This is a genomic window from Caulobacter sp. P1_D6, assembly GCF_056406095.1.
This window is the reverse complement of record NZ_JBFUAW010000054.1, coordinates 1-23,297: the sequence shown is the minus strand read 5'-3', so window position 1 is coordinate 23,297 and position 23,297 is coordinate 1. Positions and strand designations below refer to the sequence as shown.

The window sequence follows — 23,297 nt, the reverse complement described above, 5'->3', positions numbered from 1 at the left end:
AGCATGGACACGCTTACCTAGGACACGCAACACGGGAGATTACGATGGCTGCGAACCTGAACACCGGCTTCACCGCGAAACAACGCACCGATATCGTGGCGGGTCTGAACAAGGTTCTGGCCGACAGCTACGCCCTGTACCTGAAGACCCACGGCTATCACTGGAACGTGCGCGGCCCGAACTTCCAGGCGCTGCACGTGCTGCTGGAAGGCCAGTACACCGAGGAGTGGACGGCGCTTGACGCGATCGCCGAGCGGATTCGCGCGCTGGGCGAACTGGCCCCAATGGGCTACGGGGCCTTCGGCAACCTCTCCAGCATCAAGGACGGCGACGCCGAGAAGGAGTGGGAAGGCATGTTCAAGGAACTGCTGGCCGACAACGAAACCGTGATCGCCACCCTGCGCGACGCGTTCGGCGCGGCCGACGAAGCCGGCGACGAGGCCACCGCCGACCTCTACACCCAGCGCCTGGCGGCCCACGAGAAACACGCCTGGATGATCCGCTCCACGCTCGGCGGAAAGTGATCTTTCGGGAGCACGCGTGCTCGGTCTAGGCCAGAACAGCGCCGTCATCAGGGCCGCCGGGGCGCTTGTCGCCCTCGGCGGCCTTGTCGCGTGCTCGACCTATCACATGCCGGCCGGCGCGGGGCGGGCGGCGGGCGTGGCCCGCATCGCCGGCAGCCTGTCCGACAGCGGCCTTGCCCGCTACACCGCCGACATGGACCCGGCCATGCTGGCCCTGGCCCGCCGGCACGATCCCAAGCCGCACAAGGACTACTGGGGCCGGGTGCCCGGCTGGGAGAAGCTGAACCTGCACCTGATCCCGCGCCTGGGCGACCGCGAGCCGGACTTCGACGAAGCCCGGGTGATCAACGGCTTCAAGGCCGCCTCGCCGCTGGCGCTGGAGCCCTCCCGCCCGTTCATGCTGACGGGGCCCAAGTCGGAACGCGACAAGGCCCTGCACTGCATGACCCAGGCGGTCTATTTCGAGGCCGGCTACGAGCCGATCGAGGGCCAGCGCGCCGTGGCCCAGACCGTGATCAACCGGGTGCGCCACCCGGGCTATCCCAAGTCGGTCTGCGGCGTGATCTACGAGGGCGCGGCCCGGGGCACGGGCTGCCAGTTCAGCTTCACCTGCGACGGTTCTCTGGAGCGGGCGATCAACCCCGTGATCTGGACCAACGCCGAGATCGTCGCCAAGCGGGCCCTGGCCGGCTTCGTTATGAAGGACGTCGGCGCCGCCACCCACTACCACGCCAACTACGTCTATCCGTACTGGGCGCCGACCCTGGTCAAGCTGCGGACCCTGGGCGTGCACGTCTTCTATCGCTGGACCGGGCCGTCGGGCACGCAGGCGGCGTTCCGGGGGCACTATTCGGGCAACGAGGCCCTGTCGGCCGACATCCTGATGGGCGCGGATCCGCGCACGCTGGAAGCCGCCCCGCCGGGCTCGATGGCCGCCATGGCCGAGACGGGCGGGGTCCTGCCCGTCGCGACCGGCGAGCCCGCCAAGATCGTCAGCCCCGAAGGCGTGGTCGAGATCCTGCCGCCGATGACCGGCGATCCCGCCGCGGCCATGCGCGGCGGCCGCCGCCTGCCGACGCCGGAGGAGATCGACAAGATCAACAAGGCCCTGGGCGCGCTGGAGACGCCGGTGGTCGACACCTCGGTCAAGACCGTCGAAGCCGCCCCGCCGCCAGCGCCCCCGCCACCGCCGCCCAGGCCCCGGCCGCCGAGCTTGCTGAATCCGCTGAACTGACCGTCATCCTCGGACTTGTTCCGAGGACCCCTGCTTCAACTGCGAAGACGGTTGATCCAGGAACCGGTGAGGTCGCCGACCAATCTGGAACGACAGCGCGGCGGATAGAGGGATCCTCGGAACAAGTCCGAGGATGACGGGCGGGGAGGTAGATCGGCGCGCTCGTCACCAGACCCCGATCTTCTCGGCCTCGTGGTGGCTGATCGGGTGGTGGGCCTTCTTGTGGTCTTCCTCGGCCAGGAAGCGCACGGCCTCCAGGGCGGCCATGCAGCCCATGCCGGCCGCGGTCACCGCCTGGCGGTAGATGTCGTCGGTGACGTCGCCGGCGGCGTAGACGCCCGGAACGGCCGTCGAGGTCGTGCCCGGCTTGACCGACAGATAGCCGCCGGCGTGGGTTTCCAGCTGGTCCTTGAACAGCTCCGACGACGGGGCGTGGCCGATGGCGATGAACACGCCGTCGCAGGCCACGCTCGTGGTCTCGCCGGTCTTGACGTTCTTCAGCCGCACGCCGGTGACGCCCATCGGATTGGACTCGCCGATGACTTCATCGATGGCGCTGTCCCAGATCACGTCGATCTTCGGGTGCGCGAACAGGCGCTCCTGCAGGATCATCTCGGCCCGCAGCTCGTCCTTGCGGTGGACCAGGGTCACCTTGCTGGCGAAGCTGGTCAGGAACAGGGCTTCTTCCACGGCGGTGTTGCCGCCGCCGACCACGACCACTTCCTTGTTGCGGTAGAAGAAGCCGTCGCAGGTGGCGCAGGCGCTGACGCCGAAGCCCTGATATTTGCTCTCGCTCTCCAGGCCCAGCCACTTGGCCTGGGCGCCGGTGGCGATGATCAGGGTCTCGGCGAACCACTCCTGGCCGCTGTCGGTCTTGATGTGGAACGGACGCTTCGAAAGGTCGGCGCTCAGCACGATGTCGGCGACGAACTCGGTGCCGACGTGCTCGGCCTGGGCCTTCATCTGGTCCATCAGCCAGGGGCCCTGGATGACGTCGGCGAAGCCGGGATAGTTCTCGACGTCGGTCGTGATGGTCAGCTGGCCGCCCGGCTGGATGCCGGCGATCAGCACGGGCTTCAGCAGCGCGCGGGCGGCGTAGATGGCGGCGGTGTAACCGGCGGGACCCGATCCAATGATCAGGCAGCGGGTGTGGCGGGGTTCGGGAGTCGACATAGCCGCAGATATAGGGCCGATTCCGGTTTGGCGCGATGGCGCCTGGACGGTTTTGCGGACGGTTTTGGAGGGGGAGATGCGAGCTGGAACGCCGGTGGGATTGTTCCTGGGCGGCATGATCGGCGTGCTGCTGGGCGTGCCCCCTGGCGCGACGGGCGGCGGCGGGATCGGACGGCGGCGACGGCGGGGGCGACTTCAGCTGGTTGGGCGTTGGCGACGGCGGTTCGTCGGACGCCGACTGCGGCGACAGCGCCTCGGACGGCGGAAGCTGTGACGGCGGCGGTGGTGATGGCGGAGGAGGAGGGGGTGATTGACGCCTTGGCCTCATTGCAGATCCGCTCATCCCGGCGAATGCCGGGACCCAGATCCCAAGGCTGAGAAGCTGATTGGAAGGGCTCAACGCCTTTGGCCTCAGCCACACCGCCATTCCATCTGGGTCCCGGCATTCGCCGGGATGAGCGGATTATGGGGAGAGGAGGGACGATCAACGCCTCGTCCACGATTTCAGGGTTAATGTACGTAGACCGTACGAAGAGCCCCCGCCCATGACCGCCCCCTTCATCGAGATCGCCGGCCGCAAGATCGGGGCCGACCACGCGCCCTACGTGATCTGCGAGCTGTCCGGGAACCACAACGGCAGCCTCGACCGCGCGCTGGAGATGGTCGACGCCGCCGCCGACACCGGCTGCGACGCCATCAAGCTGCAGACCTACACCGCCGACACCATCACGCTGGACGTCGACCGGCCGGAGTTCAAGATCCATGGCGGCCTGTGGGACGGGCGCAGCCTGCACGAGCTCTACCAGGAGGCCCAGACCCCCTACGAATGGCACGGCGCGATCTTCGAGCGGGCGGCCAAGCGCGGGGTGACGATCTTCTCCAGCCCGTTCGACGAGACCGCCGTCGACCTGCTGGCCGGCCTGGACGCCCCCGCCTACAAGATTGCCTCGTTCGAGGCCGTCGACCTGCCGCTGATCCGCTACGCCGCCCGCCAGGGCAAGCCGCTGATCATCTCGACCGGCATGGCCAACCTGGCCGAGATGCAGACCGCCCTCGACACCGCCCTGCAGGCCGGCGCGGGGGGCGTGCTGCTGCTGCACTGCGTGTCCAGCTACCCGGCCAGTTTCGAGGACGCCAATCTTCGCACCATCGGCGACATGGCCGCGCGGTTCGGCTGCCCGATCGGTCTCTCGGATCACACCCCCGGCACGGCGGCCTCTGTGGCGGCGGTCACCCTGGGCGCCTGCGCGATCGAGAAGCACTTCACCCTGGCCCGCAGCGACGGCGGCCCGGACGCCGCCTTCAGCCTGGAGCCGGCCGAGTTCCGCGCCCTGGTCGACGACACCAAGAACGCCTGGAAGGCCCTGGGCGGCGTCAACTACGACCTGCTGGGCAGCGAGCGCGGCAACCGCCAGTTCCGCCGCTCGCTGTACGTCACCGCCGACGTCGCGGCCGGCGAGCCCCTGACCAAGGCCAATGTCCGCTCGGTCCGCCCGGGCAACGGTTTGCCGCCGGCCGACTACGAAGCCGTGCTGGGCAAGCCGGCGGCCCGGGCGCTGAAGCGCGGCGAACCGCTGGCCTGGGACATGGTGGGATAGGGTGATCGACCTTCGGGCGCGATCTCTCAATCTCGCCGTCGTGACGGGAGCATCCACCGACACTGGCGGGCCACCTAAAAAGCAGACAGGGCGAGCGTCAGCTAGGGCTAGTGAATCGATCAGCTAGCGCGGGCCCGCTATAGCTAGTCGCGGCGCGATCCAAATTTCCCGACAGCCTCTTCTAGGCTTAACCGCATGATTTCTCGATTGTTTTTCTCTACTTCGTCACAGTGCCCCGGTCCAAAATCAACTTTCCCCTGCGTTGCAAGCGACGAAAGATAGTAAATGTACCCCTCTCGACATTGATCTTCGGTAACAAGGTTTCCGGTAACCAGTTGACATCCCCCCTCAGAAACGAACTCAGGCTTCGGATTTGCCTTAGAGGCGAACCACTTCGTCGATTTCCAAGTCCACTCCCTCTTCATGCAGTAGCTCGCACTATCGTACGCATACCAAAGCGCGTTGCGCGTCACCCAGCGCAATCTCGTAAACTCCTCTTCGCCTACTGAACGGCTGAATGGTGCCAACAATACATCCATCTCGGACTTCCAAGTGGATTCAACTGTCGCCGCAGTCTTGAACGCCTGATCGATTTCGACCCGCTCCGTAAGCTTACCTGAGTACTGGTCCAAGGCTGCGCGGACCTGATCTAAGGCAAGGTGACGCTCTGTCACGATTTTAGCGATGGCCTTAAAGCTATCTTGTCGTTGCTGGTAGACACGGTCGTCGTCGAGACGAGCCAGCCGTGCTCCTTCTGTCGCCTCGGTCTCCGTCCGATGCTGTTCGTCTCGCTTGCGCAGTTCGTCAGCCAATCGCTGGTCGGCATACCGAATAGCGTCATCTCTAGCTCGCTGCGCGGCCCCGGCGTCCTGCTGCCGCTGGACATCCTCCAGCTTGTATCGACGTTGCCGTTCGGCCTCCGCCGCAGCGAGCGCGGCAGCCTGCCGTCTCTCGGCAGTCTTCTCTTTGTCCTCGCGGACAGCGTCTTCGCCCCGCTCCCGCGCCACCCGAGCGTCATCCATCTGCTTCAGGGTCACGCCAAACCAGAAGACCATTACCGGCGTAAGCACTGCAACTGCCAGCTTTGCCGCTTCCAAAGAGTTCCAGGCAAGCTTGGGTTCGCTTACCGACTCCGCACCTGTCGGATCTGTTCCGTCAACCGCTCCGTTCGCCATGAAGCCCCCGCATCACCAACCGTTCAGGGTTGTGAAGTAATAGACCCGCTCGCGTAGGGTTAGCTTAACTGGGCGGACCGACAATGCCTATGGCTCGGCGAGAATCTGCTTGGTGAGGCTCCTCGGCGACGCTCGCCGTGCGGAGATATGGCGCGCCGGCGCGCCAAGGCAGCTCACCGTCAGCTGAACCAGGGGTTCCCGCCACAAGGGCGGGAATGAGGGTGGAAATAGGGGATGGAAACTGTCTGCCCCCTCAGCCCAGCACCCTCACCGACTCCCGCGTCACCAGCTCGACGTTGAACACCACCCGGCGGCGCGGCTCGCCCCGGTGGGCCATGCGGCGCACCAGGGTCTCGACCGCGGCGGCTGCCATGTCCTCGACCGGCATGTCGATGGTGGTCAGGGCCGGGGTGTGCAGCTGGGCCCAGGGGATGTCGTCGAAGCCGACCACCGACACGTCGTCGGGGATCGACAGGCCCATGGCGCGGACGTGGCGCATGACCCCGATGGCGATCAGGTCGGCGCCGGCGATCACCGCCGTGGCGCAGCGCCGCTCCAGCGCCTCCATGACGGGCGGCTCCAGGTCCAGCGAGAAGGCGTTGTGGACGTGCCAGGCCAGGGCGCCGCGCTCGCGCACCACGGCGATGGCGGCTTCGGCGCGCTGCCGGGCGCTGGACGCCGCGTGCGGGCCGGAGATCACGCCGATGTCGACATGCCCCGCCGCGATCAGGTGCTCGGCGGCCAGCCGTCCGCCCTCGGCGTAGTCGGCCTGGATCACGTCATAGCCCGGCAGGTTGCGGTCGAGCACCACGGTCGGCACGCCCTCGATCAGCCGCTCCACCGGCGCGGCGTCGGCGATCGGGAACCAGACCAGCCCGTCCACCCCGTGGTCGATCATCAGGCCGACGGCCCGCTCCTCGGCCTCGACCGAGCCGCCGGTGTCGGTCAGGAAGACGCTGTAGCCGTGCGCCCGGGCGGCCTGGATCACGCCCTGGGCCAGGCTGGGGAAGAAGGGGTTGGTCAGGTCGGGCAGGATCAGGCCGATGGCGCCGGTCCGGCCGGTCTTCATGGCCTTGGCGCTCTGGTTGGGCCGATAGCCCAGCTCGGCGGCGATCTTCAGCACGTGCTCGCGCGTCGCCTCGCCCACCGACCCGGCGCCGTTGATGGCGTAGGAGGCGCTGGCCAGCGACACGCCGGCGGCCTGGGCCACCTGCTTGAGGGTCACGCGGCGGGGGGCGTCTTGCAACGGATCGCTCTTGGCCATTGTGGATTCCGGGTGGTGCGGCCCACGCGACGTGAAACCTTTCACGTGGGCCGTCAAGGCTGGACGTCCGTCCGTCAGAAGCGGGCCCGCACCGACAGGGTCCAGGTGCGCGGCGCGCCGACGAAGTAGCGGTCCAGGGTGCGGGCGTTCGGCGTGGCGGCCGTGTAGCCGAACTCCGGCTGGGTGGCGGTCGAGCCGCTGACCGAGCCGATATACGCCTCGTCGAACAGGTTATCGACGTTGAGCTGGAACCGCAGGTCGGGAACCCCGGCGCGCTTCAGGTCATAGGTCGCCGTCAGCCCGACCAGGGTGTAGCCGTCGATCGTCTCGACGCCGATCTCCTGGAAGGTGGTCGGGGCCACGATATGGCCGCCGACCCGGTCGCCGACATAGCGGACATTGGCGTCGATCTTCACGCCGTCCAGCGGCTCCCAGCCGACCTGGGCGTAGAGGCTGTCCTTGGGGATGTCGCGCACGCCCGCCCCGCCGATCACCCCCACCGAGGCCAGGGCCTTGCGCGCGGCGCTGCCGATCGCCGGGTCGTCGTGCTTGGCGTCCTGGTGCGAGTATGAGCCGTAGAGGTCGACGCGGCCGAAGTCGTAGTAGCCGGTCAGCTCGACCCCGCGCGTGGTGATCCCGGCGATGTTGACGGCCTTGGTCGCGACATTCCCTCTGACGACTTCGTCGGGATCGAGGATTGCAGTGGGGTCGCGCGGCACGATGCCGACGTTGTTCTTCAGGTCCACGTCATAGGCTTGGATCGAGAAGGCCAGGTTCGGCTTCACATAGCGCAAGCCCAGGTCCAGGTTCTCGGTCTCGACCGGGTCCAGGTCATTGGGGTTGATCACCGCCGTCGAGCCCAGGAAGGCGTCCTCGGGAATGCCGGCGAAGTTCTTGGCGTAGCCGCCGAACAGCTCCCAGGCCGGGGCCAATTGGTAGGTCGCGCCGATCTTCGGATTGACGTCCGAGTGCTGCGAGAACCTGACGTTGGCCTTGTATTCCAGCGGCGACTTGGCGTCGTAGCGGACGTCGTACCAGGTCAGGCCCAGGTCGACCTTCAGCTTGTCATCCAAGGCGCGGAACTCGTCCTGGGCGTACAGCATCGTCGTCTCGACCGAGGCCGTGCGCTGGTACTCCACATAGTTCAGCCTGGAGCGGTCGTAGGCGATGCTCTGGGCCGAATTGATGATCGGGTAGAAGTTGCGGTTCTCGCTGGAATCGCCGCCTTCCCACCAGCCGCCGATCCGCAGGTCGTGGCCCGAGCCGAAGACGTTCAAGGCCTTCAGTTCGCCCGTCGCGCCGTAGCGCTCGCGGTCGCGCGGGGTGACGCGCATGTCGGCCGGACCGCCCACGACGTTGCTGTTGCGCAGGGTGGTCAGGGCCGGGCGGATCGCGCCGCCGTTGGCGTTGTAGCCGGTCACCGCGCGCGGGTCGCCGCCGGCCAGGATGCGCTGGCGGTCCTGGTAGCGGAAGGATTCCCCGTTCAGCGTCTGGTAGTACGGATTGACGTCCAGGCTGACCGTGTCGGTCAGCTTGAAATGGCCGTTCAGATAGGTCAGCCAGTCCTTGCGCCAGCCGCCCAGGGCGCCCCCGAAGTCGATGTCCTTGGCCGGGATCCCGGTGATGGCGTCGAGCGCCCGGTCGCTGCGCGGGGCGGCCTCGAACTCGCCCTTGGTGACGATGTTGAAGTCGTTGTCGGTCTGGTCGTTGTACGAGACCCGCGCCTTCACGAACGAGCCGTTGTCGAAGTCCTTCACGACCTTCAGCTCGTAGTGGTCGCGCTCCGAACCCCGGCTCTCGCGCCCCGCCCAGATGTCGTTCTCCTGGTGCGAATAGGTCAGGTAGCCCGACAGGCCCGGCGCGATCTCGCCGCTGTCGACGCGGCCGTAGATGCGGCGGAAGTCGAACGAGCCGAGCCCAGCCTCGATCGTCGCGCCGAAGGCCTTGCGCGGGGCGTCGGTGACGAAGTCGATGAAGCCGCCCAGGGCGAAGCGCGACGGCGCGCCGATGTCGCCGGCGCTCTGCGAGACGGTGATCTTGCTGACATTGCTGCTTTCGACGAAGCGCTGCGGCGGCGAGCCGCCGTTGAAGCGGCTGTCGCCGGTCGGGATCCCGTCCAGGGTCAGGCCGATCTGCTCGTCGGTCAGGCCGCGCATGTAGATCTCGAACGAGAAGCTGCCGCCGCGCGCGTCGCCGGTCGAGACCTGGACGCCCGGAACCTTGACCAGGGCCTGGGTGACGTCCGCGCCCATCGGACGCTCCTGGATGTCCTCGGCGCCCAGGGTGAAGGTCGCGCGGGCCAGGCCCGAGCCGAAGCGCTCGGCGGTGACCACCACCTCGTCGAGGGTCTGGTCGGCCGGCGCGGCGCTGGTCTGAGCCAGGGCCGGTTGGGCGGCCAGCACAGCGTAAAGCGCGCTCGAAACCAGCCAGATGGACGTCTTCATGGTCATGCCCCCGTGTGGGCGATCCGCTCGAGCGGTCGCCGAATTCGATCAAGTGAAACGTTTCATATTCGTGATCGATGACGTTTTCGTCACGCCCGGGTGCGAGGTTGGGTGACGATTTATTCTGGGGATTTCGCGGGTTTTTCGCGGGCGCTCCGGTGACGCCACCTGGCTACGATCAGGTCCAATGTCTGAGCCGGCGGCCTGCCGCCGGGACCTTTGAAGCCATGCTCGGCCGTTGGCCTGGGCGGGGTAGGCCGCCCAGGCTCGCCGGTTAGGCCAGGGTCGTCGCGGTGAGGGTGGGTGTTTCCGGCGTCGGCAAGCCGGTCTTCTTGTAGGCGGCGATCAGCTGCGCCTTCTCGGCGGCCATCTGCTCGCCGAGGGCGTCCATGTCGAGGCCGGCCTTGCGGGCCTGGCTGAACATGCCCTCGACGCGCTGCTCCTCTTCCTTGACGTGGTGCTCGATCATCTCCGACAGCACCTTGACCTTGGCGTCGTAGAATTCGTCGTCCGGGCCGCCCGCCTCGATCTCGGCGATCAGCACCTTGGCGCCGTCGTGCTCGACATAGGCTTCCTTCAGCAGGTCCTCCTCCACCTTGCCCTCGCAGGCCGGGTAGAAGATGTCCTCCTCGATCTTGGTGTGGACGGTCAGCTCCAGGCAGATCTGCTCGGCCAGGGCCTTCTTCTTGCCGTCGCCGGTGGCGGCTTCGAACTTGGCGAACAGGTCCTCGACCTTGCGGTGATCGGCCTTGAGCAGGGCCACGGCGTCGAGCTTGGGGGTGTCGGCCATCGTCTTTATCTCCATGAAAACAGTCAGGGAGACTGTCGGACACAGCAACGGGGCCTACCGATCGTTTGTTCCGGGCTTTCAATCACTTGCGACACGTTCGCGTCTGCTTGTGTCGCCTGTTCGACACCTTCACCGCATCAGGCCAGCTGAGCGCAGGGCCTTCGCGATGACGTCGCGCACCTGGGACGGCACGTGGCCGGAGATCGCGTCCATCACCTGGGCGGCGACGCCGGTCGGCGGGGCGCCCGAAGGGGAGGGGCGCGCCGCGTCGGCGGGCGGCGCGACGGGGTCCGGCGTCGGTCTCCTGGCTGTCGCCTCTTTCGTGGACAACCCCCAGAAGTCGGCGATTTCCAGGGTCGAGGACAGGCCAGCCTCCAGCATGTAAGGCGCGGGCGTTCCCACGTCGTCGTCGCCCTTGGTCGACAGCGGCGTTCCATGGCCTAGGCCGTGGACGATGTTCAGTTCGACGACCGAGCCGCCCCCATGGTCTTGAGTGTCGTTCCGCCAGACCGAACGCGTCCGGTTTCCCCGCCGGGCGACCTCGACGGGCGCCTTGGCCAGCCCCGTGGCGGTGGTCCACTGCTGGGCCAGGTCCTGGGCGTTGGCGGCGTTGACCGTGTAGTCCGCGTCGCCCTGCCAGATCGCCAGTCGCAGCGGCGCGGCGTCGCCGCGCTTCACCAGGTTTCCGAGCGCGGCCGCGTCGCGACCGTCGCCTCGTCCCATCACCCGCAGAGCGTCGGGCACGCCGCGCGCCACGCCGTAGGCCAGGCCGGCGATGATCGCCCCGCCGGCGAACAGTTCGGGATAGGTCGCCAGCATCACGGCTGTCATCGCGCCGCCCGCCGACAGTCCGGTGACGAACACCCGTCGGGGATCGCAATCGTGGTCCCGGACCATGGCGGCGATCATGGCCGCGATGGAGGCGGCCTCGCCCCGTCCGCGCGTGGTGTCGCCCGGTTCGAACCAGTTGAAGCAGCGGTTGGGATTGTTGGCCGCGACCTGTTCGGGCGCCAGGACGGCGAAGCCCAGGCGGTCCGCCAGGGCGATCCAGCCGCCGGCGATCGCGTGGCCCTCGGCGGTCTGGGTGCAGCCGTGCAGCACCACGACCAAGGGCGCGCCGGCCGCCAACGCGTCTGGCGTGTGGGACAGCATGCGCAGCGCGCCGGAGTTTTCCCCGAAAGCGATGGTCTCGACGAGGGACCCGTTCACTGGCGTCGAGAAAGGGGTCTTCGTCGTCCGGCGCAGGCGCGCCAACATCGCGGTCGTTTCACCAAGGCCCGGCATCGTCACTCTCGCTGCAGCCACTATCGGGCCGAGGCAATAATGCTGCACTGCAGCATAAGGTCTCATCACGTTTGATTACAGCCGCCGGATAGGGGGCGAGAGGCTAGCTCGGCAGAAGGCCCAGCCGCTTGCCGACGATCCGGTCCAGGGTCCGCTTGGGCAGAACTTCGGTCATGAACACCTGGAACGGGTCGGGCGAGACCGTGTAGCGGACCTTGGGTCTGGCGACGGTCAAGGCGGTGTGGACCGCCTCGCCGATCCGCTCGGGCGGCAGGCCCGACTTGCCGATCGACAGCATGTAGGCGCGCAGCCGCTCCAGGGCCGGGGCGTAGACGGTATTGGCGTAGGCGGCGGTGTCGGTCTCGTCGGCCTTGTCCCAGATGGGCGTGGCGACCGCGCCGGGGGCGACCACGATCACGTCGACGCCGAACGGCAGCAGCTCGCGGCGCAGGGATTCCGACATCCCCTCCAGCCCGAACTTGGTGGTGCAGTAGGGGGCCATGAACGGGTTGGCGTTGCGGCCGCCGACCGAGCCGATGTTGACGATCCGGCCCGGCTTGCCGCCGGCCGGCTTGCGCGCGCCCACCAGCGGCGCGAAGGCCTGGGTGGCGATCACCACGCCGGTCAGGTTGACCTCCAGCTGCTTGCGCCACTCGTCGATCGGCAGGTGCAGCAGCGGGCCGGCCACGGCGACGCCCGCGTTGTTGACCAGGCCCGCCAGGGGCCGTCCGTCCAGCGCGGCCTCGACGGTTCGCGCGGCGGCGCGCACGGCGGCCTCGTCGGTGACGTCGAACAGCAGGGGGGTGACCTTGTCGCCGAACGCCGCGACCAGCCGCTCGGCGTCGGCCGCCTTCCGCACGCTGCCGAACACGTGGAAGCCTTGCTGGCTCAGCACCTTGGCCACGGCCCAGCCGATGCCCGTGGAGGCGCCGGTGACGACGACGGATGGATGGCTCATGCGCTGGCTCCCCTTGGTCATGGCCAAGATGGGAGAGGTAAACGCCGTTATCCAGCCTGTTTGCGCGCGATCACCTCCAGGAAGTGCGCGGCGACCCGCGCCGCGCCGCGTCCGTCGCAGACCGCGGCCGAGGCGGCCGAGAGGCGGTCGCGCAGCAGCGGGTCGGCCAGCAGGCGGGTCAGGGCGGCCGTAAAGGCTGCGTCGAAGTCCGGATCGGCGACGTCCAGGGCCAGGACGGCGTCGGCGCCGGCCAGGGTGGCGCTGGCCTCGCGCTGGTTGGCGGCCAGCACCAGCAGCAGGGTGGGCAGGGCCAGGACGCAGCGCTCCCAGCTGGTCGAGCCGCCGGCCCCGACGGCCAGGTCGGCCTCCAGGGTGAGCCGCGGCATGTCCTGGCTGTCGACGTGCAGGGCCAGGCGGGGCTCGGTCCTGGCCAGCGCGCTCAGACGCGGCAGGCTGGGGGCGCCGGAGCCGAGGACGACCTCCAGGACCGCGTCGCCCACCCCATTTTCCTTCTTGAGGAGCGGCAGCATCAGGTCCACCACCCGGCCGGTGACGCCGCGCACGTCGGTCAGGCCCAGCGAGACCAGGATGCGCCGCACGGCCGGGGCGTCGGCCCGGCGCGCCAGGGCCTCCTTGCGCAGGGCGGCGAAGGCGGGACGGACCGGGGCGTGGTTGGGACCCAGCAGCAGCTCGGCGTGCGGCGGGACCAGGCCGTCATAGTCGCTCGCCGCGCGGGCCGGACCGGAGTCCAGCACCAGGTCGGCGGCCAGCGGGCGGTCGGCCAGGTCGTCGATGACCAGGGTCGGACGGCCGGCGGCGATGGCGCGATGGTCGGCGGCGGACAGGCCGTAGTGGTCGATGACCACGGCGTCGGCGTTTCGCGCGACGCTCGCCGCGCGGTCCACCAGCTCGGCCTGGGTGATGTCGTAGGTCTCGATGTACGAGACGCCGCCGCCGAAGGCGTCGAACACGGCCTTGCCCGCCGGGGTGACGAGGAACTGGCACGACGCGCCCGCTTCCTCCAGCGCCCGCGCCAGGGTCAGGCCGCGCATCACATGGCCGCCGCCCACGGCGGGGCCGGCGTCGGCGAGGAAGAGGATGTGGGGATAGGAGGTCACAGCCGCCTCACCCCGCCGAACGTCGCCAGGTCCGGGCGCCGCGCCAGCAGCGCGCGCACGTCGTCCGAGGTGAAAGCGCGGTTCACCGGATAGAGGGCGTCATAGACCGCCGCCACGAAGGCGTAGTCGGCCGGGCTCTCGACGGCCCAGCGCACCTCGCCCTGGTCGGGCTGGGCCAGCAGGGCCAGGGACGACCAGCGGACGGGCGCCGGCGGGGTCTCCGGCGCGTCGCCCGTCCTCAGCCGCGGCGCCGCGTTCTCGGCGGCCAGCCGGCGAAGGCCCTCGGCGGTGATCACCTCCACGCCCTGGCCGGCCGGATAGGCCGCGCCGGGCGAGCGGTTGGTGGTGTGGTCGGCCTGTTCGGACAGGTGCAGCTCGATGGTCGCGTCGATCAGCTCGGGATCGATCAGCGGGCTGTCGTCGCCCACCCGCACCACGTGGTCGGCCGGATGGGCCTCCAGGGCGCCGGCCAGCCGGGCCAGCTCGTCCTGGGGCGGGCCGCGATGGACGGGGATCGCCTCGCGCCGGACCACGGCCTCCAGGGCGTCGTCGGCGGGGTCGGTGGTGGTCGAGACCACGATCCTGTCCACCCGCCGGGCCCGCGCCATCCGCTCGATCTGACGCACCACCAGCGGGGCCCGGACCAGCGGCATGCCCGGCCGGCCCGGCAGGCGTTCGGAACCCATGCGGGCCTGAAGGACGGCGATGATCACCGGCGCATCATGCCAAGCCCGGCCCTAGCTGGCCAGCAGGCGCGCGGACATCGGCGCGGGTTGGCCCAGGATCGTCTCCAGCCAATGCTGGGCGTTGGTGCAGCGCTCGTCGGCGCTGAAATTGCCCATCTTGTCCTTGTCGCCAACGGCGGCCAGCCACTGGATGTCGCCGCCGTTCTTCTGGAAGGCCTCCAGGATCGGCTTGATCTCGGCTTCGGTGACCTCCTGGCGCACGACCGGCGCCTTGGTCGCGGCGGCGGCGGCGCGCAGCTGCATGCCCCCCAGCTTGTCGATCTCGGTCCGGCTTTCGGCGCCCAGATTGGCCGCGCTGTCCTGGCTGAGGCCGCCCTGCTCCATGAATTCGTAGCAGGCGCGGGCGTTGCTGACGCTCAGCTTGCGCATGATCTCCTGCTGGCGGCGGCCGATGGCGATCAGGTCGGCGTCCGAGGCCTTCGAGGCGTTGGCCATCACCCGCGCGCGCAGGTTGGCGGCCCACTCGAACGACATCTGGCGAACGGCCGCCAGGTCCATCTGGCCCGATTTCACGCCGAGGATCACCTTGGTCTCGAGCTCGGCGTATTCGGCGGGATAGGCATCCATCAGCAGGGCCATGGTCTCGCCCGCCTGTCGGACCCCGGCGCGGAACTCCGCGCGCTCGGCGGCGGTGATCGTGGCTTCGGCGGCCGGCTTCTCCTTGGCCGTGGCCAGCGCCGCGCCGGGCGCGGTCATGGCCAGCGCCAAGGCCAGGCCAAGGCCCGACCCGAAGGCGAAACGTGATTTCTTCATGGTGTCCCCCGACAAATCGCTGCGGGCAGACTTAGAGAGTTTCGCCGCCGAGATGAACTGCAAAGCTTCGCTGAGGTTGTTGTTTCGGGCGGGGCGGGTGTTCGGCGAAGATCGGGGAGGCTGGCGTCAGCGACGGTCGAACTTGGAGAAGGCCCAATAGACCCCGTACGCCAGAACGCCGCCCATCAGGGCGATCAGCGACATGTAGATGAGCGGGTCCATGCTCAGTCCTCCACCCTGCTTAAAACATAATGGGCCAGGGCTTGCAGCGCAATGAAGGCGCCGACCGCGATCGGGCCGCTGAAGCCGGGGGCGCGGCCGGACAGCATCGGCTGCAGCCAGATCGTGACCAATATGGCGATGGAGAGCGCGTTGGCCGTTGTCGCGAAGGCCTTTCGCGCTTCGTTGCGAGCAGCCTTTCCGGTGTGCGGCGCGGGGGCGGCTGGATCCGTCATGCCGCGAACATAACAAGAACAACTATTGCGCGCAAGTGACGTTCAGGCTCGCCCTAGGCGTTCGTCGCCCCCGTCGCGCTTCGCGCGTCCATCCGCGCCACGATCTCGGCCGCCGCGCGGCCGGTCTCGTCGACGGGCTCGTAGGTCCAGCCGTGGAAGGCCCCGCCGTAGGGACGGGCCGCGCCCATGCTCTCCAGCTCCTGGTGGAACAGGCGGAACTTCAGGCTCGCGCCGTCCATCTTCAGGATGAACACCGGCTTGCCCGTCGAGGCGGCCTCGGTGGCCATGTTGGTGGAGTCCTCGGTGACCAGGATGTAGTCGGCGGCCGCCAGGAAGGCGAAATAGGGGTTGGCCCCTTCGCCGTCCCAGATCATGCCCGGCAGATGCCGCAGGCGGGCCGTCAGCAGGGCCTTGGCCGGGTCGGGCGTGCGCCGCGAGAAGGTCATCAGCAGGCTGCCGCCCTCCTGCTCCAGCGGCAGCTGGATCTGGTGGGCCATCTCGGCCGCGCGCAGGGCCGGCAGGTCGAAGGCCTTGGACTTGCCGCCCAGCAGCACCGCCACGCGGGGATGGGGCAGGCCGTCGATGCGGTCCTTGAATTTTTCGTATTCCGTTTCGAGCCGCTGGCTCGTCACCCGGTGCGGCGAGCCGGTGATCGGCAGCACGTTGTCGCCGGTCAGCCGGTCGTGGCGGGGCGGGATGACCAGGTCGAACATGTTGGCCGGCACGCGCGGATCCTGGATCTGCACGACATAGGTCTTGCCGCCCGACCAGCGCTTGGCGCGGATCGACAGGGGCAGGGTGGCGCGGCCGGCGGCGATCCACAGGTCGGGCCAGGGGGCCTGGATGCCGCTTTCGGGGGTCAGCCAGCGGCGGGGCAGCCAGTTGGCCCACCAGGGCAGGCGGCCGATCCGGCCGCTCCAGCCCACGCGCTTGACGACGATCGTCGCCGGGACCTGGCGGGCCACGGCCTCGGCCAGGCCCACGGCCTGGGCCTCGATGCCGGCCCGGCCGTCCGAGATCGCCCAGATGGTGATGGGTTCGCGGGCGGGGACTTCGGGGACTTCAGGGGCGGGCGGGGCGACGGGCTCGGGAACGGGCGGCGCGACGGCCTTGCGACGCGGCGCGGGCTTGGTCTTCGGCTCGGGCGACGCGGTCTCGACGGGCGTCGGGGCCTCGACGGCGCCGGGACGCGACTTCGGCCGCGCGGCCGTCCGCGGCTCGGGCGAGGTCTCGGCGGGGACCGGCGTTTCAACCTGGGGCGTCTTGGCGGCCTTCGCGGCGGCCGGCGTCGTCGCCCCCGCCCTGGCCGGAGCCTTGCGCGGCTTGGCGGCCTTCGGCTCCGTCGCTTCGGTGTTTTTCTTTTCAACCACGTCGGTGATCCCGGCCATAGCAAAGCGACGCGCCGGCCAAGCTAAGCTGTCCGGCGCCTCGTACGCAAATGTCCCTGGAATGGGGCTTAAGCTAGACCCACTCGACCTTGAGGATCTCGTAGGCCTTCACGCCGCCTGGCGTATTGACCTCGACCACCTCGCCGACTTCCTTGCCGATCATGGCGCGCGACAGCGGCGAGCTCAGCGAGATGCGGCCCGACTTCACGTCGGCCTCGTGTTCGCCGACGATCTGGTAGCGGGCTTCTTCCTCGGTGTCCTCGTCGACGACGCTGACCGTCGCGCCGAACTTCACCTGGGTGCCCGACAGTTTCGAGACGTCGATGATCTGGGCGCGCGCGATCTTGTCCTCGATCTCGGCGATCCGGCCTTCGATCCAGCCCTGGCGTTCCTTGGCGGCGTGATACTCGGCGTTCTCCGACAGGTCGCCATGCTGGCGCGCCTCGGAAATCGCGGCGATCACCGCCGGCCGTTCGATCGTCTTCAAACGCTTCAGTTCTTCGTCGAGGGTCTGGTAACCCCCGGCGGTCATCGGCACTTTTTCCATTGCGGATTTTAGCTCGGTTCGCCCAGAGGGAGGAAGACTCCCGGACGTTGGCGCGCACGACCGGGGGCTGAGAGGATAGGCGCCGCGTTAGCGATAAGCAAGTACCCGCCCTTAAAGCGAAGCTTGACCCCGTTGGCGGTCAGGATCAAGCGCGCTTGCGCGACGCTTGTTCCGAATGCGCTCCAATGCCCTCCGCGGAGCTACCCCGCGTAGTCGTACGGTCCGCCGCGTTCCAGCGCCTTGCGATAGGCCGGGCGGGCGTGGATGCGGTCCAGGAAGGCCTTCACATGCGGGCGGGACGCCGCCCCGGCCCGCGCGGCGCCGGCTTCCAGCGGGAAGCTCATCATGATGTCGGCGGCGGTGAAGTCCGGGCCGGCGAACCAGGGACTCTTGGCCAGCTCGGCGTCCCAGTAGTCGACGTGCATCTTCAGCTGCGGGTCGACGAAGCCGCTCTGGGCCTTGGCGGCGATGCTCTTGACCAGACCCTTCAGCAGGCCCGGCGCGCGGGCCGGCAGGGCGGTGAACACCAGCTTCAGCAGCAGCGGCGTCATCGCCGAGCCCTCGGCGTAGTGCAGCCAGTAGGTCCAGCGCAGGCGCTCCGGCGTCCCCGCCGCCGGGATCAGCCGGCCCTGGCCGTAGGTCTCGATCACGTACTCGATGATCGCCCCGGTCTCGGCGATGGTCTTGTCGCCGTCGGTGATCCCATCGTCCGTAAGAATTGGCGACTTGCCCAGCGGGTGGATGGCGCGCAGCTCGGGCGGGGCCAGCATGGTCTTGGCGTCGCGCTCGTAGCGCTTGACCTCGTAGGGAACGCCCAGCTCCTCCAGCAGCCACAGCACCCGCTGGCTGCGCGAGTTGTTCAGGTGATGGACGACGATCATGGCGGGCTCCGACGCGGTGTGGGGCCATAGGCGGCGAGCGCCCCCGCGTCAGTCAAGCGGGCTTTGCGCGAACCGGGGCGGGAACCTTCAGAGGTTTCGGCGTCTTGCGATACAGGCGGTCACGCCCCCGTTGTGCTCGGCCGCTAGCCTGCCCCTTCAAACCCCGAACGTCTCGAGGATCGATCATGATGACGCTTATCGCCGCGCTGGCGGCCGCCGCCCAGGTCGGAACGGCCAGTGCCGGGAAGGACGCGATCCGCATCAGCGGCGTGGAGCAGCAGCGCTCGATCCCGTGCGACGGGCGCGACGTCTTCGTCGCCGGCGTCGACCACGTCCTGACCTTCACCGGCGCCTGCGCCAGCCTGACCGTGACGGGCGCCGACAGCACGATCGCCATCGGCCTGCGGCCCGGCGCGCCGGTCAAGGTCGAGGGCACGGGCAACAAGGTGCGCTGGCGCTCGGACGGCGAACCCCGGGTCAAGATCTCCGGCGTCGACAACAGCGTCGCCCGCCAGCCCTAGCGGCGCGGAGCCGGGCGCGCGAAAAACAGCCATCCGGCCCGGCCTTCACCGCAGCAGGTTCACCTTCGCCAGGTCGATCAGTTCGCCGGCCCGGCCGTCCAGCACCGCCTTCAGCGCGAAGACGCCGAAGTTGTGGGCTTCCCGGGCGGCGATCTTCGGCGGCATGACCAGTTCCTGGCGGGCGCTGACCACGTCGACCAGGGCCGGGCCCGGATGGGCGAAGGCCTTGGCGATCGAGGCTTCCAGGTCCTGCGGGTGCTCCACGCGGAAGCCCTCCACGCCCATGGCCTGGGCCATGGCGGCGAAGTTGGGATTGACCAGGTCGACGGCGGTGTCGAGGAAGCCGCCGGCCTTCATCTCCATCTCCACGAAGCCCAGCGTGCCGTTGTTGAGCACGATCACCTTCACCGGCAGGCCCAGCTGGGAAAGGCTGATGAAGTCGCCCATCATCATCGAGAAGCCGCCGTCGCCGGACATCGACACCACCTGCCGACCCGGAAAGGCCGCCTGGGCGCCGATCGCCTGGAGCATCGCATTGGCCATCGAGCCGTGGTTGAACGATCCCAGCAGCCGACGCCGGCCGTTCAGTTTCAGGTAGCGGGCGGCCCAGACGGTGGGCGTGCCGACGTCGCAGGTGAAGATCGCGTCCTGGGCCGCCAGGTCGCTGACCACGCGCGACACCTGCTGCGGGTGGATCTGCGTGGCGCCGTCCGGGATCGCGGCCAGGGCGTCCAGCCCCTCGCGGGCCTTGGCGTAGTGCTCGAGCGCCTTGTCCAGGAAGCGACGGTCGGTCTTGACGGTCAGCCGGGGCAGCAGGGCGTCCAGCGTCTCGCCCACGTCGCCCAACAGGCCCAGGTCGATGCGGCGGCGGTTGCCCAGGGCCTCCGGGCTGACATCGACCTGCACCACCCTGGCCTTGTCGGGATAGAACTGGCGATAGGGAAAGCCCGAACCCAGGATCACCAGGGTGTCGCACGCCTTCATCGCCGCATAGCCCGACGAAAAGCCGATGAAGCCGGTCATGCCCACGTCGTAGGGGTTGTCGTGCTCGATCGACTCCTTGCCGCGCAGGGCGTGGACGATCGGGGCCTTCAGCGCTTGCGCCAGGGCCAGGACCTGCTCGCGGGCCCCCGCGCAGCCGATGCCGCACAGCAGGGTGATGCGCTGGGAGTCGTTGAGGATCTCGGCCAGGGCGGCGACGTCGCGGTCCGGGGGAACGAGCCGGGGCGGAGAGGGCGCGATCCAGGTCGGCGGCGCGGCGTCCAGCGGCCGCAGCGCCACGTCGCCGGAGATCACCACGACGGCCACGCCCTTGCGGGCGATCGCCACGCGCAGGGCCCGCTCCAGCACCTGCGGCAGGTTCTCGGGCTGGGAGACCAGCTCGACATAGTGGCTGCAGTCCTTGAACAGGCTCTCCGGATGGGTGGCCTGGAAATAGTCGATGCCGATCTCGGTGCTGGGGATGTGGGCGGCGATCGCCAGCACCGGCGCGCCGCTGCGCTGGGCGTCGAACAGGCCGTTGATCAAATGCAGGTTGCCCGGGCCGCAGCTGCCGGCGCAGACGGCGATCTGGCCCGTCAGTTGGGCCTCGGCTCCAGCGGCGAAGGCCGCCGCCTCCTCGTGGCGCACGTGCACCCAGTCGATCTTTCCTCGCGCCCGCAGCGCGTCGGTGAAGCCGTTGAGCGAGTCGCCGGCCACGCCGTAGATGCGCTTGACCCCCGCGGCTTCCAGGGTTTCGGCGATGAAGTGGGCGGCGGTCTTGGTCATCGCGAGTCCCGCGTGCTGGCAAGGTGGGAAACCTTGAACACCCTTGGACGCGATGGGTTCGGAGTCTTGCCTTTATCGGTCGCCGTGGCGCGCCCACCACAGCGCCAGCCCCGCCACCACGGCCGCCGCCTGCACGAACATGATCAGCGTCAGCCAGGCCGAGAACGGCTGCTTGCGGGTCTTGTGGCGGAACACCGGGCGGGCCAGGAGGGCGCCGGGGCTGCCGCCCAGGGCGGCCAGGGTCAGCAGGGCGCGCTCGGGCACGCGCGAGCGGCCCCTGTTGACCTTGTCGGCGGCGGCGGCCTTGTCGAACCCGAAGATCACGAAGGTCGCCAGGTTCAGGACGGCCAGATAGAGGGTCGCGAACAGGGTCACGCCGAGGCCTCGACGGGAGCCTCCAGCGGCGCCAGGTCCGGCTCGACCCAGCCCCGGCGCGCCGCGACGCTGAACAGCCGCTCGCGCGACCAGAAGCCCAGCGGCCAGGCCTTGTCGCCCATCGGCGTGGCCAGCAGGCGGGCGCAGGCCTCGCTGTCGGAGGTCCCGGCCGGCAGGGTCGCGACGAAGGCGCGGACGGCGGCCAGGTAAGCCTGGGTGATGGTCTCGTGATAGCCGTTGTGGTCGTCGTTCACCCCGCCGACCGCGACGTTGTAGGTCTGGATGATGCGCGGCATGTCGCGCTCCAGGCCTTCGTTCCGGGTGCGGACCAGGCGCAGGGTGGCGCTCAGATGCGCGGCGTGGGTCCACTGCGCCTTGGGCAGGCTGTGGTCCAGCAGGCGGCGGGCCAGGTCGGCGACCTCGGCGTCGGTGTAGGGGGCGGCGGTCATGCCGCAGGGCTTAGCGGGTGAAATGGCCGGGCTCAATCGGCGCCGGAGGGCGACGTCGGCTTTCGATCCCGATTGGCCGCCCATGGAAAAACGGGTCCGCCTCCCGTCGGAAAAATAAAACCTTCGCATCTGCTTCACTTCGCCGCCGCCGACTCAGTGGAGACAAGCCTCGCCGGCAATAGAGCTCAGTACACATCCGGCTGCGTCTGAACTACGCGCTGTCTCGAAGACGACAACGGTCTGGATCGTCATTCGAAGCGGCCCGCATGTCTGGGAGCGGCGAATGATGACTTTGGCGACTCTGGCCCTGGTTCCCGCCCTGGCGGTCCTGGCCCCCGACGAGATCGATCTCGGCGCCTCGTCCGGCGTTGGCGTGGCCGCCCCGCCCGGCGGCGCCCGCAGCACCGAGATCAGCGTGCTCACCTACAATGTCCGGGGCCTGCCGTGGCCGTTGGCCAACGGTCGCGCCAAGGCCCTGAAGGCGATCGGGGCCGAACTGGCGACGATGCGGCGCGACGGCCGCCAGCCCGACGTGGTGCTGATCCAGGAAGGTTTTCGCGGCGAGGTCGACGACCTGGTCAAGGCCAGCGGCTACCGCTACTGGGCGCGCGGGCCCAGCCGCTCCCAACGGGCCTCGGGGGCGGGGCCGGAGAACGGACGGCGCTACGCCACGGTGCGCTATCCGTCGTTCGGCGAGGGCTGGGGCAAGTTCACCGGCGCCGGCCTGCACGTGCTGAGCGACGCGCCGATCACGGACGTCGAGGACACGCCCTACCGCTACTGCGCCGGCCTGGACTGCCTGGCCAACAAGGGGGTGATGCTGGCCCGCCTGGCGCTGCCCGGCGCGCCCGGCGAGATCGACATCGTCAACACCCACCTCAATTCGCGCCGCGCCGCCAAGGTGCCGATCGCCCGGTCGCTGCGGGCCCACAACCTGCAGACCGAAGAGCTGACGGCCTTCATCAAGGCCCATCGCGACGTCGATCGGCCGCTGCTGGTCGGCGGCGACTTCAATGTCCGCAACGCCCCCGACCGCTACGACTATCGGTCCGCCGAGCGGCCGTATCAGGTGGTCAGCGAATTCTGCAGCCGCGCCGCCGATCCCTGCGAGGGCCAGGCCCTGGGTCATCCGGCGGCCCGGCCCTGGCTGGGCTCCCAGGACCTGCAGGCCTTCGCCAGCGCCGGGCCGGTGACCGTGCGGCCGATCCGGATCGAGACCCTGTTCGGCGCCTCCAGGTCGGGGTCGCGGCTGTCGGACCACGACGGCTATCTGGTGCGCTACCGGCTCACCTGGAATCCCGCCGTCGTGGCCCCCGCCGCCCCGCGGCCGCCCGTCGAACTGCGGCCCCAGCTGCGCAACGGCCTCGGCGTCAAGGTGACCTGGCGGCGGTAGGCGGCCCGCCGTTCGCTTGGCGAAGAACGTCCGGCAAACTCGCTTTCCCTCCCCCTTGTGGGGAGGGAGGGCTTCTTCACAGCCGCCCGCGTCCTCCGCCCTTGAGCTTGTCGAGCGCGCGGCGGCTGTGTTCGGCCTGCGCCGCTATGGGAGCGTCCGGGGCGGCGGTCGGCCTGGAGGCCATCACCATCGCGCTCAGGTTCGCCACGCCCTGGGCGGCGTGCAGGCCGGCGGCGGCCGTTTCGGCCAGCTGCGGCTTGCCGCGCGGCGTCGGGACGATCAGGGCGACCTTGCGGGCCATGGCGGCCAGCTCGCCGATCGCCTTGGCCTTGTCGCGGGCCTGGCGGATCAGGACGGGATTGGTGGAGGCCTCGATGCTCGCCCAGGCCGCTTCGAGGGCGGCCATCAGCTTGAGCTGGAAGGTCAGGCACCGGGTGGGGATGTCGATGGTGGCTTGGGT

General features: G+C 69.1%; 24 protein-coding genes. 6 read left to right on the top strand and 18 right to left on the bottom strand.

Annotation, left to right across the window (positions count from 1 at the left end):
- The first annotated feature begins 44 nt into the window (after nucleotides 1–44).
- Together AC1DYP_RS22915 and AC1DYP_RS22910 are read left to right on the top strand one after the other, a co-directional pair.
- Nucleotides 45–524, top strand: coding sequence for a Dps family protein (locus AC1DYP_RS22915; RefSeq protein WP_477048277.1), 480 nt, complete (start codon nucleotides 45–47; stop codon nucleotides 522–524).
- A 16-nt stretch (nucleotides 525–540) separates the two neighbouring features.
- The gene (locus tag AC1DYP_RS22910; protein WP_477048276.1) at nucleotides 541–1,758 is read left to right on the top strand and encodes a cell wall hydrolase; all 1,218 of its coding nucleotides are present in this window, start codon (nucleotides 541–543) and stop codon (nucleotides 1,756–1,758) included.
- A gap of 165 nt (nucleotides 1,759–1,923) precedes the next feature.
- On the opposite strand, the gene trxB is transcribed toward AC1DYP_RS22910, so the two are convergent.
- The gene (gene trxB / locus AC1DYP_RS22905) at nucleotides 1,924–2,931 is read right to left on the bottom strand and encodes a thioredoxin-disulfide reductase (RefSeq protein WP_477048275.1); all 1,008 of its coding nucleotides are present in this window, start codon (nucleotides 2,929–2,931) and stop codon (nucleotides 1,924–1,926) included.
- Between the two features lie 76 nt (nucleotides 2,932–3,007).
- Between trxB and AC1DYP_RS22900 the strand changes: the two genes are divergently transcribed.
- A complete protein-coding gene (locus tag AC1DYP_RS22900) occupies nucleotides 3,008–3,205 on the top strand; it encodes a hypothetical protein (RefSeq protein WP_477048274.1) in 198 nt (65 codons plus the stop codon).
- Between the two features lie 271 nt (nucleotides 3,206–3,476).
- The gene (gene pseI, locus AC1DYP_RS22895) at nucleotides 3,477–4,529 is read left to right on the top strand and encodes a pseudaminic acid synthase (protein ID WP_477048273.1); all 1,053 of its coding nucleotides are present in this window, start codon (nucleotides 3,477–3,479) and stop codon (nucleotides 4,527–4,529) included.
- A 143-nt stretch (nucleotides 4,530–4,672) separates the two neighbouring features.
- On the opposite strand, the gene AC1DYP_RS22890 is transcribed toward pseI, so the two are convergent.
- From AC1DYP_RS22890 to AC1DYP_RS22830, 13 genes are all read right to left on the bottom strand, one after another.
- On the bottom strand, nucleotides 4,673–5,704 hold the full coding sequence (locus tag AC1DYP_RS22890) for a hypothetical protein (RefSeq protein ID WP_477048272.1): 1,032 nt from the start codon (nucleotides 5,702–5,704) through the stop codon (nucleotides 4,673–4,675).
- Between the two features lie 253 nt (nucleotides 5,705–5,957).
- A complete protein-coding gene (locus tag AC1DYP_RS22885; RefSeq protein WP_477048271.1) occupies nucleotides 5,958–6,950 on the bottom strand; it encodes a LacI family DNA-binding transcriptional regulator in 993 nt (330 codons plus the stop codon).
- Nucleotides 6,951–7,042: 92 nt separating this feature from the next.
- Nucleotides 7,043–9,412 carry a TonB-dependent receptor gene (locus AC1DYP_RS22880; protein WP_477048270.1) on the bottom strand — a complete coding sequence of 790 codons (2,370 nt, stop codon included), beginning with the start codon at nucleotides 9,410–9,412 and terminating at the stop codon, nucleotides 7,043–7,045.
- Nucleotides 9,413–9,686: 274 nt separating this feature from the next.
- Nucleotides 9,687–10,202 (bottom strand): hemerythrin domain-containing protein, encoded by a 516-nt coding sequence (locus AC1DYP_RS22875; RefSeq protein ID WP_477048269.1) that lies wholly within the window; start codon nucleotides 10,200–10,202, stop codon nucleotides 9,687–9,689.
- Between the two features lie 129 nt (nucleotides 10,203–10,331).
- Nucleotides 10,332–11,459 carry an extracellular catalytic domain type 1 short-chain-length polyhydroxyalkanoate depolymerase gene (locus AC1DYP_RS22870; RefSeq protein ID WP_477048297.1) on the bottom strand — a complete coding sequence of 376 codons (1,128 nt, stop codon included), beginning with the start codon at nucleotides 11,457–11,459 and terminating at the stop codon, nucleotides 10,332–10,334.
- 130 nt (nucleotides 11,460–11,589) lie between these two features.
- Nucleotides 11,590–12,444, bottom strand: a complete 855-nt coding sequence (locus tag AC1DYP_RS22865; protein WP_477048268.1) for an SDR family NAD(P)-dependent oxidoreductase — start codon at nucleotides 12,442–12,444, stop codon at nucleotides 11,590–11,592.
- A 47-nt stretch (nucleotides 12,445–12,491) separates the two neighbouring features.
- Nucleotides 12,492–13,562, bottom strand: a complete 1,071-nt coding sequence (gene pseG, locus AC1DYP_RS22860) for a UDP-2,4-diacetamido-2,4,6-trideoxy-beta-L-altropyranose hydrolase (RefSeq protein WP_477048267.1) — start codon at nucleotides 13,560–13,562, stop codon at nucleotides 12,492–12,494.
- On the bottom strand, nucleotides 13,559–14,275 hold the full coding sequence (locus tag AC1DYP_RS22855; RefSeq protein WP_477048266.1) for a cytidylyltransferase domain-containing protein: 717 nt from the start codon (nucleotides 14,273–14,275) through the stop codon (nucleotides 13,559–13,561). Before AC1DYP_RS22855 ends, pseG begins: the two co-directional genes overlap by 4 nt.
- A 24-nt stretch (nucleotides 14,276–14,299) precedes the next feature.
- On the bottom strand, nucleotides 14,300–15,061 hold the full coding sequence (locus AC1DYP_RS22850; RefSeq protein ID WP_477048265.1) for a hypothetical protein: 762 nt from the start codon (nucleotides 15,059–15,061) through the stop codon (nucleotides 14,300–14,302).
- 224 nt (nucleotides 15,062–15,285) lie between these two features.
- The gene (locus AC1DYP_RS22845) at nucleotides 15,286–15,516 is read right to left on the bottom strand and encodes a hypothetical protein (protein WP_477033124.1); all 231 of its coding nucleotides are present in this window, start codon (nucleotides 15,514–15,516) and stop codon (nucleotides 15,286–15,288) included.
- A gap of 53 nt (nucleotides 15,517–15,569) precedes the next feature.
- Nucleotides 15,570–16,550, bottom strand: coding sequence for a mitochondrial fission ELM1 family protein (locus AC1DYP_RS22840; protein ID WP_477048296.1), 981 nt, complete (start codon nucleotides 16,548–16,550; stop codon nucleotides 15,570–15,572).
- A gap of 427 nt (nucleotides 16,551–16,977) precedes the next feature.
- Nucleotides 16,978–17,451, bottom strand: a complete 474-nt coding sequence (gene greA, locus AC1DYP_RS22835) for a transcription elongation factor GreA (RefSeq protein WP_477033123.1) — start codon at nucleotides 17,449–17,451, stop codon at nucleotides 16,978–16,980.
- 200 nt (nucleotides 17,452–17,651) lie between these two features.
- Nucleotides 17,652–18,332: a glutathione S-transferase family protein gene (locus AC1DYP_RS22830; protein ID WP_477033122.1), complete on the bottom strand. Its 681-nt coding sequence runs from the start codon at nucleotides 18,330–18,332 to the stop codon at nucleotides 17,652–17,654.
- Nucleotides 18,333–18,517: 185 nt separating this feature from the next.
- On the opposite strand from AC1DYP_RS22830, the gene AC1DYP_RS22825 reads away from it, so the two are divergent.
- Nucleotides 18,518–18,853, top strand: a complete 336-nt coding sequence (locus tag AC1DYP_RS22825) for a DUF3060 domain-containing protein (RefSeq protein ID WP_477048264.1) — start codon at nucleotides 18,518–18,520, stop codon at nucleotides 18,851–18,853.
- Nucleotides 18,854–18,898: 45 nt separating this feature from the next.
- Here the strand turns inward: AC1DYP_RS22825 and poxB are convergent, their stop codons facing one another.
- From poxB to AC1DYP_RS22810, 3 genes are all read right to left on the bottom strand, one after another.
- Nucleotides 18,899–20,620, bottom strand: coding sequence for a ubiquinone-dependent pyruvate dehydrogenase (gene poxB, locus AC1DYP_RS22820; RefSeq protein WP_477048263.1), 1,722 nt, complete (start codon nucleotides 20,618–20,620; stop codon nucleotides 18,899–18,901).
- A gap of 72 nt (nucleotides 20,621–20,692) precedes the next feature.
- A complete protein-coding gene (locus AC1DYP_RS22815; RefSeq protein ID WP_477048262.1) occupies nucleotides 20,693–20,995 on the bottom strand; it encodes a DUF1294 domain-containing protein in 303 nt (100 codons plus the stop codon).
- The gene (locus tag AC1DYP_RS22810) at nucleotides 20,992–21,444 is read right to left on the bottom strand and encodes a hypothetical protein (protein WP_477048261.1); all 453 of its coding nucleotides are present in this window, start codon (nucleotides 21,442–21,444) and stop codon (nucleotides 20,992–20,994) included. The genes AC1DYP_RS22815 and AC1DYP_RS22810 overlap by 4 nt, the downstream gene beginning before the upstream one ends.
- A gap of 286 nt (nucleotides 21,445–21,730) precedes the next feature.
- On the opposite strand from AC1DYP_RS22810, the gene AC1DYP_RS22805 reads away from it, so the two are divergent.
- Entirely contained in the window at nucleotides 21,731–22,837 is a 1,107-nt protein-coding gene (locus AC1DYP_RS22805; protein WP_477048260.1) for an endonuclease/exonuclease/phosphatase family protein, read from the top strand.
- A 76-nt stretch (nucleotides 22,838–22,913) separates the two neighbouring features.
- Here the strand turns inward: AC1DYP_RS22805 and AC1DYP_RS22800 are convergent.
- Nucleotides 22,914–23,297: hypothetical protein (locus AC1DYP_RS22800; RefSeq protein ID WP_477048259.1), on the bottom strand; the 384-nt coding region annotated here is incomplete at its 5' end.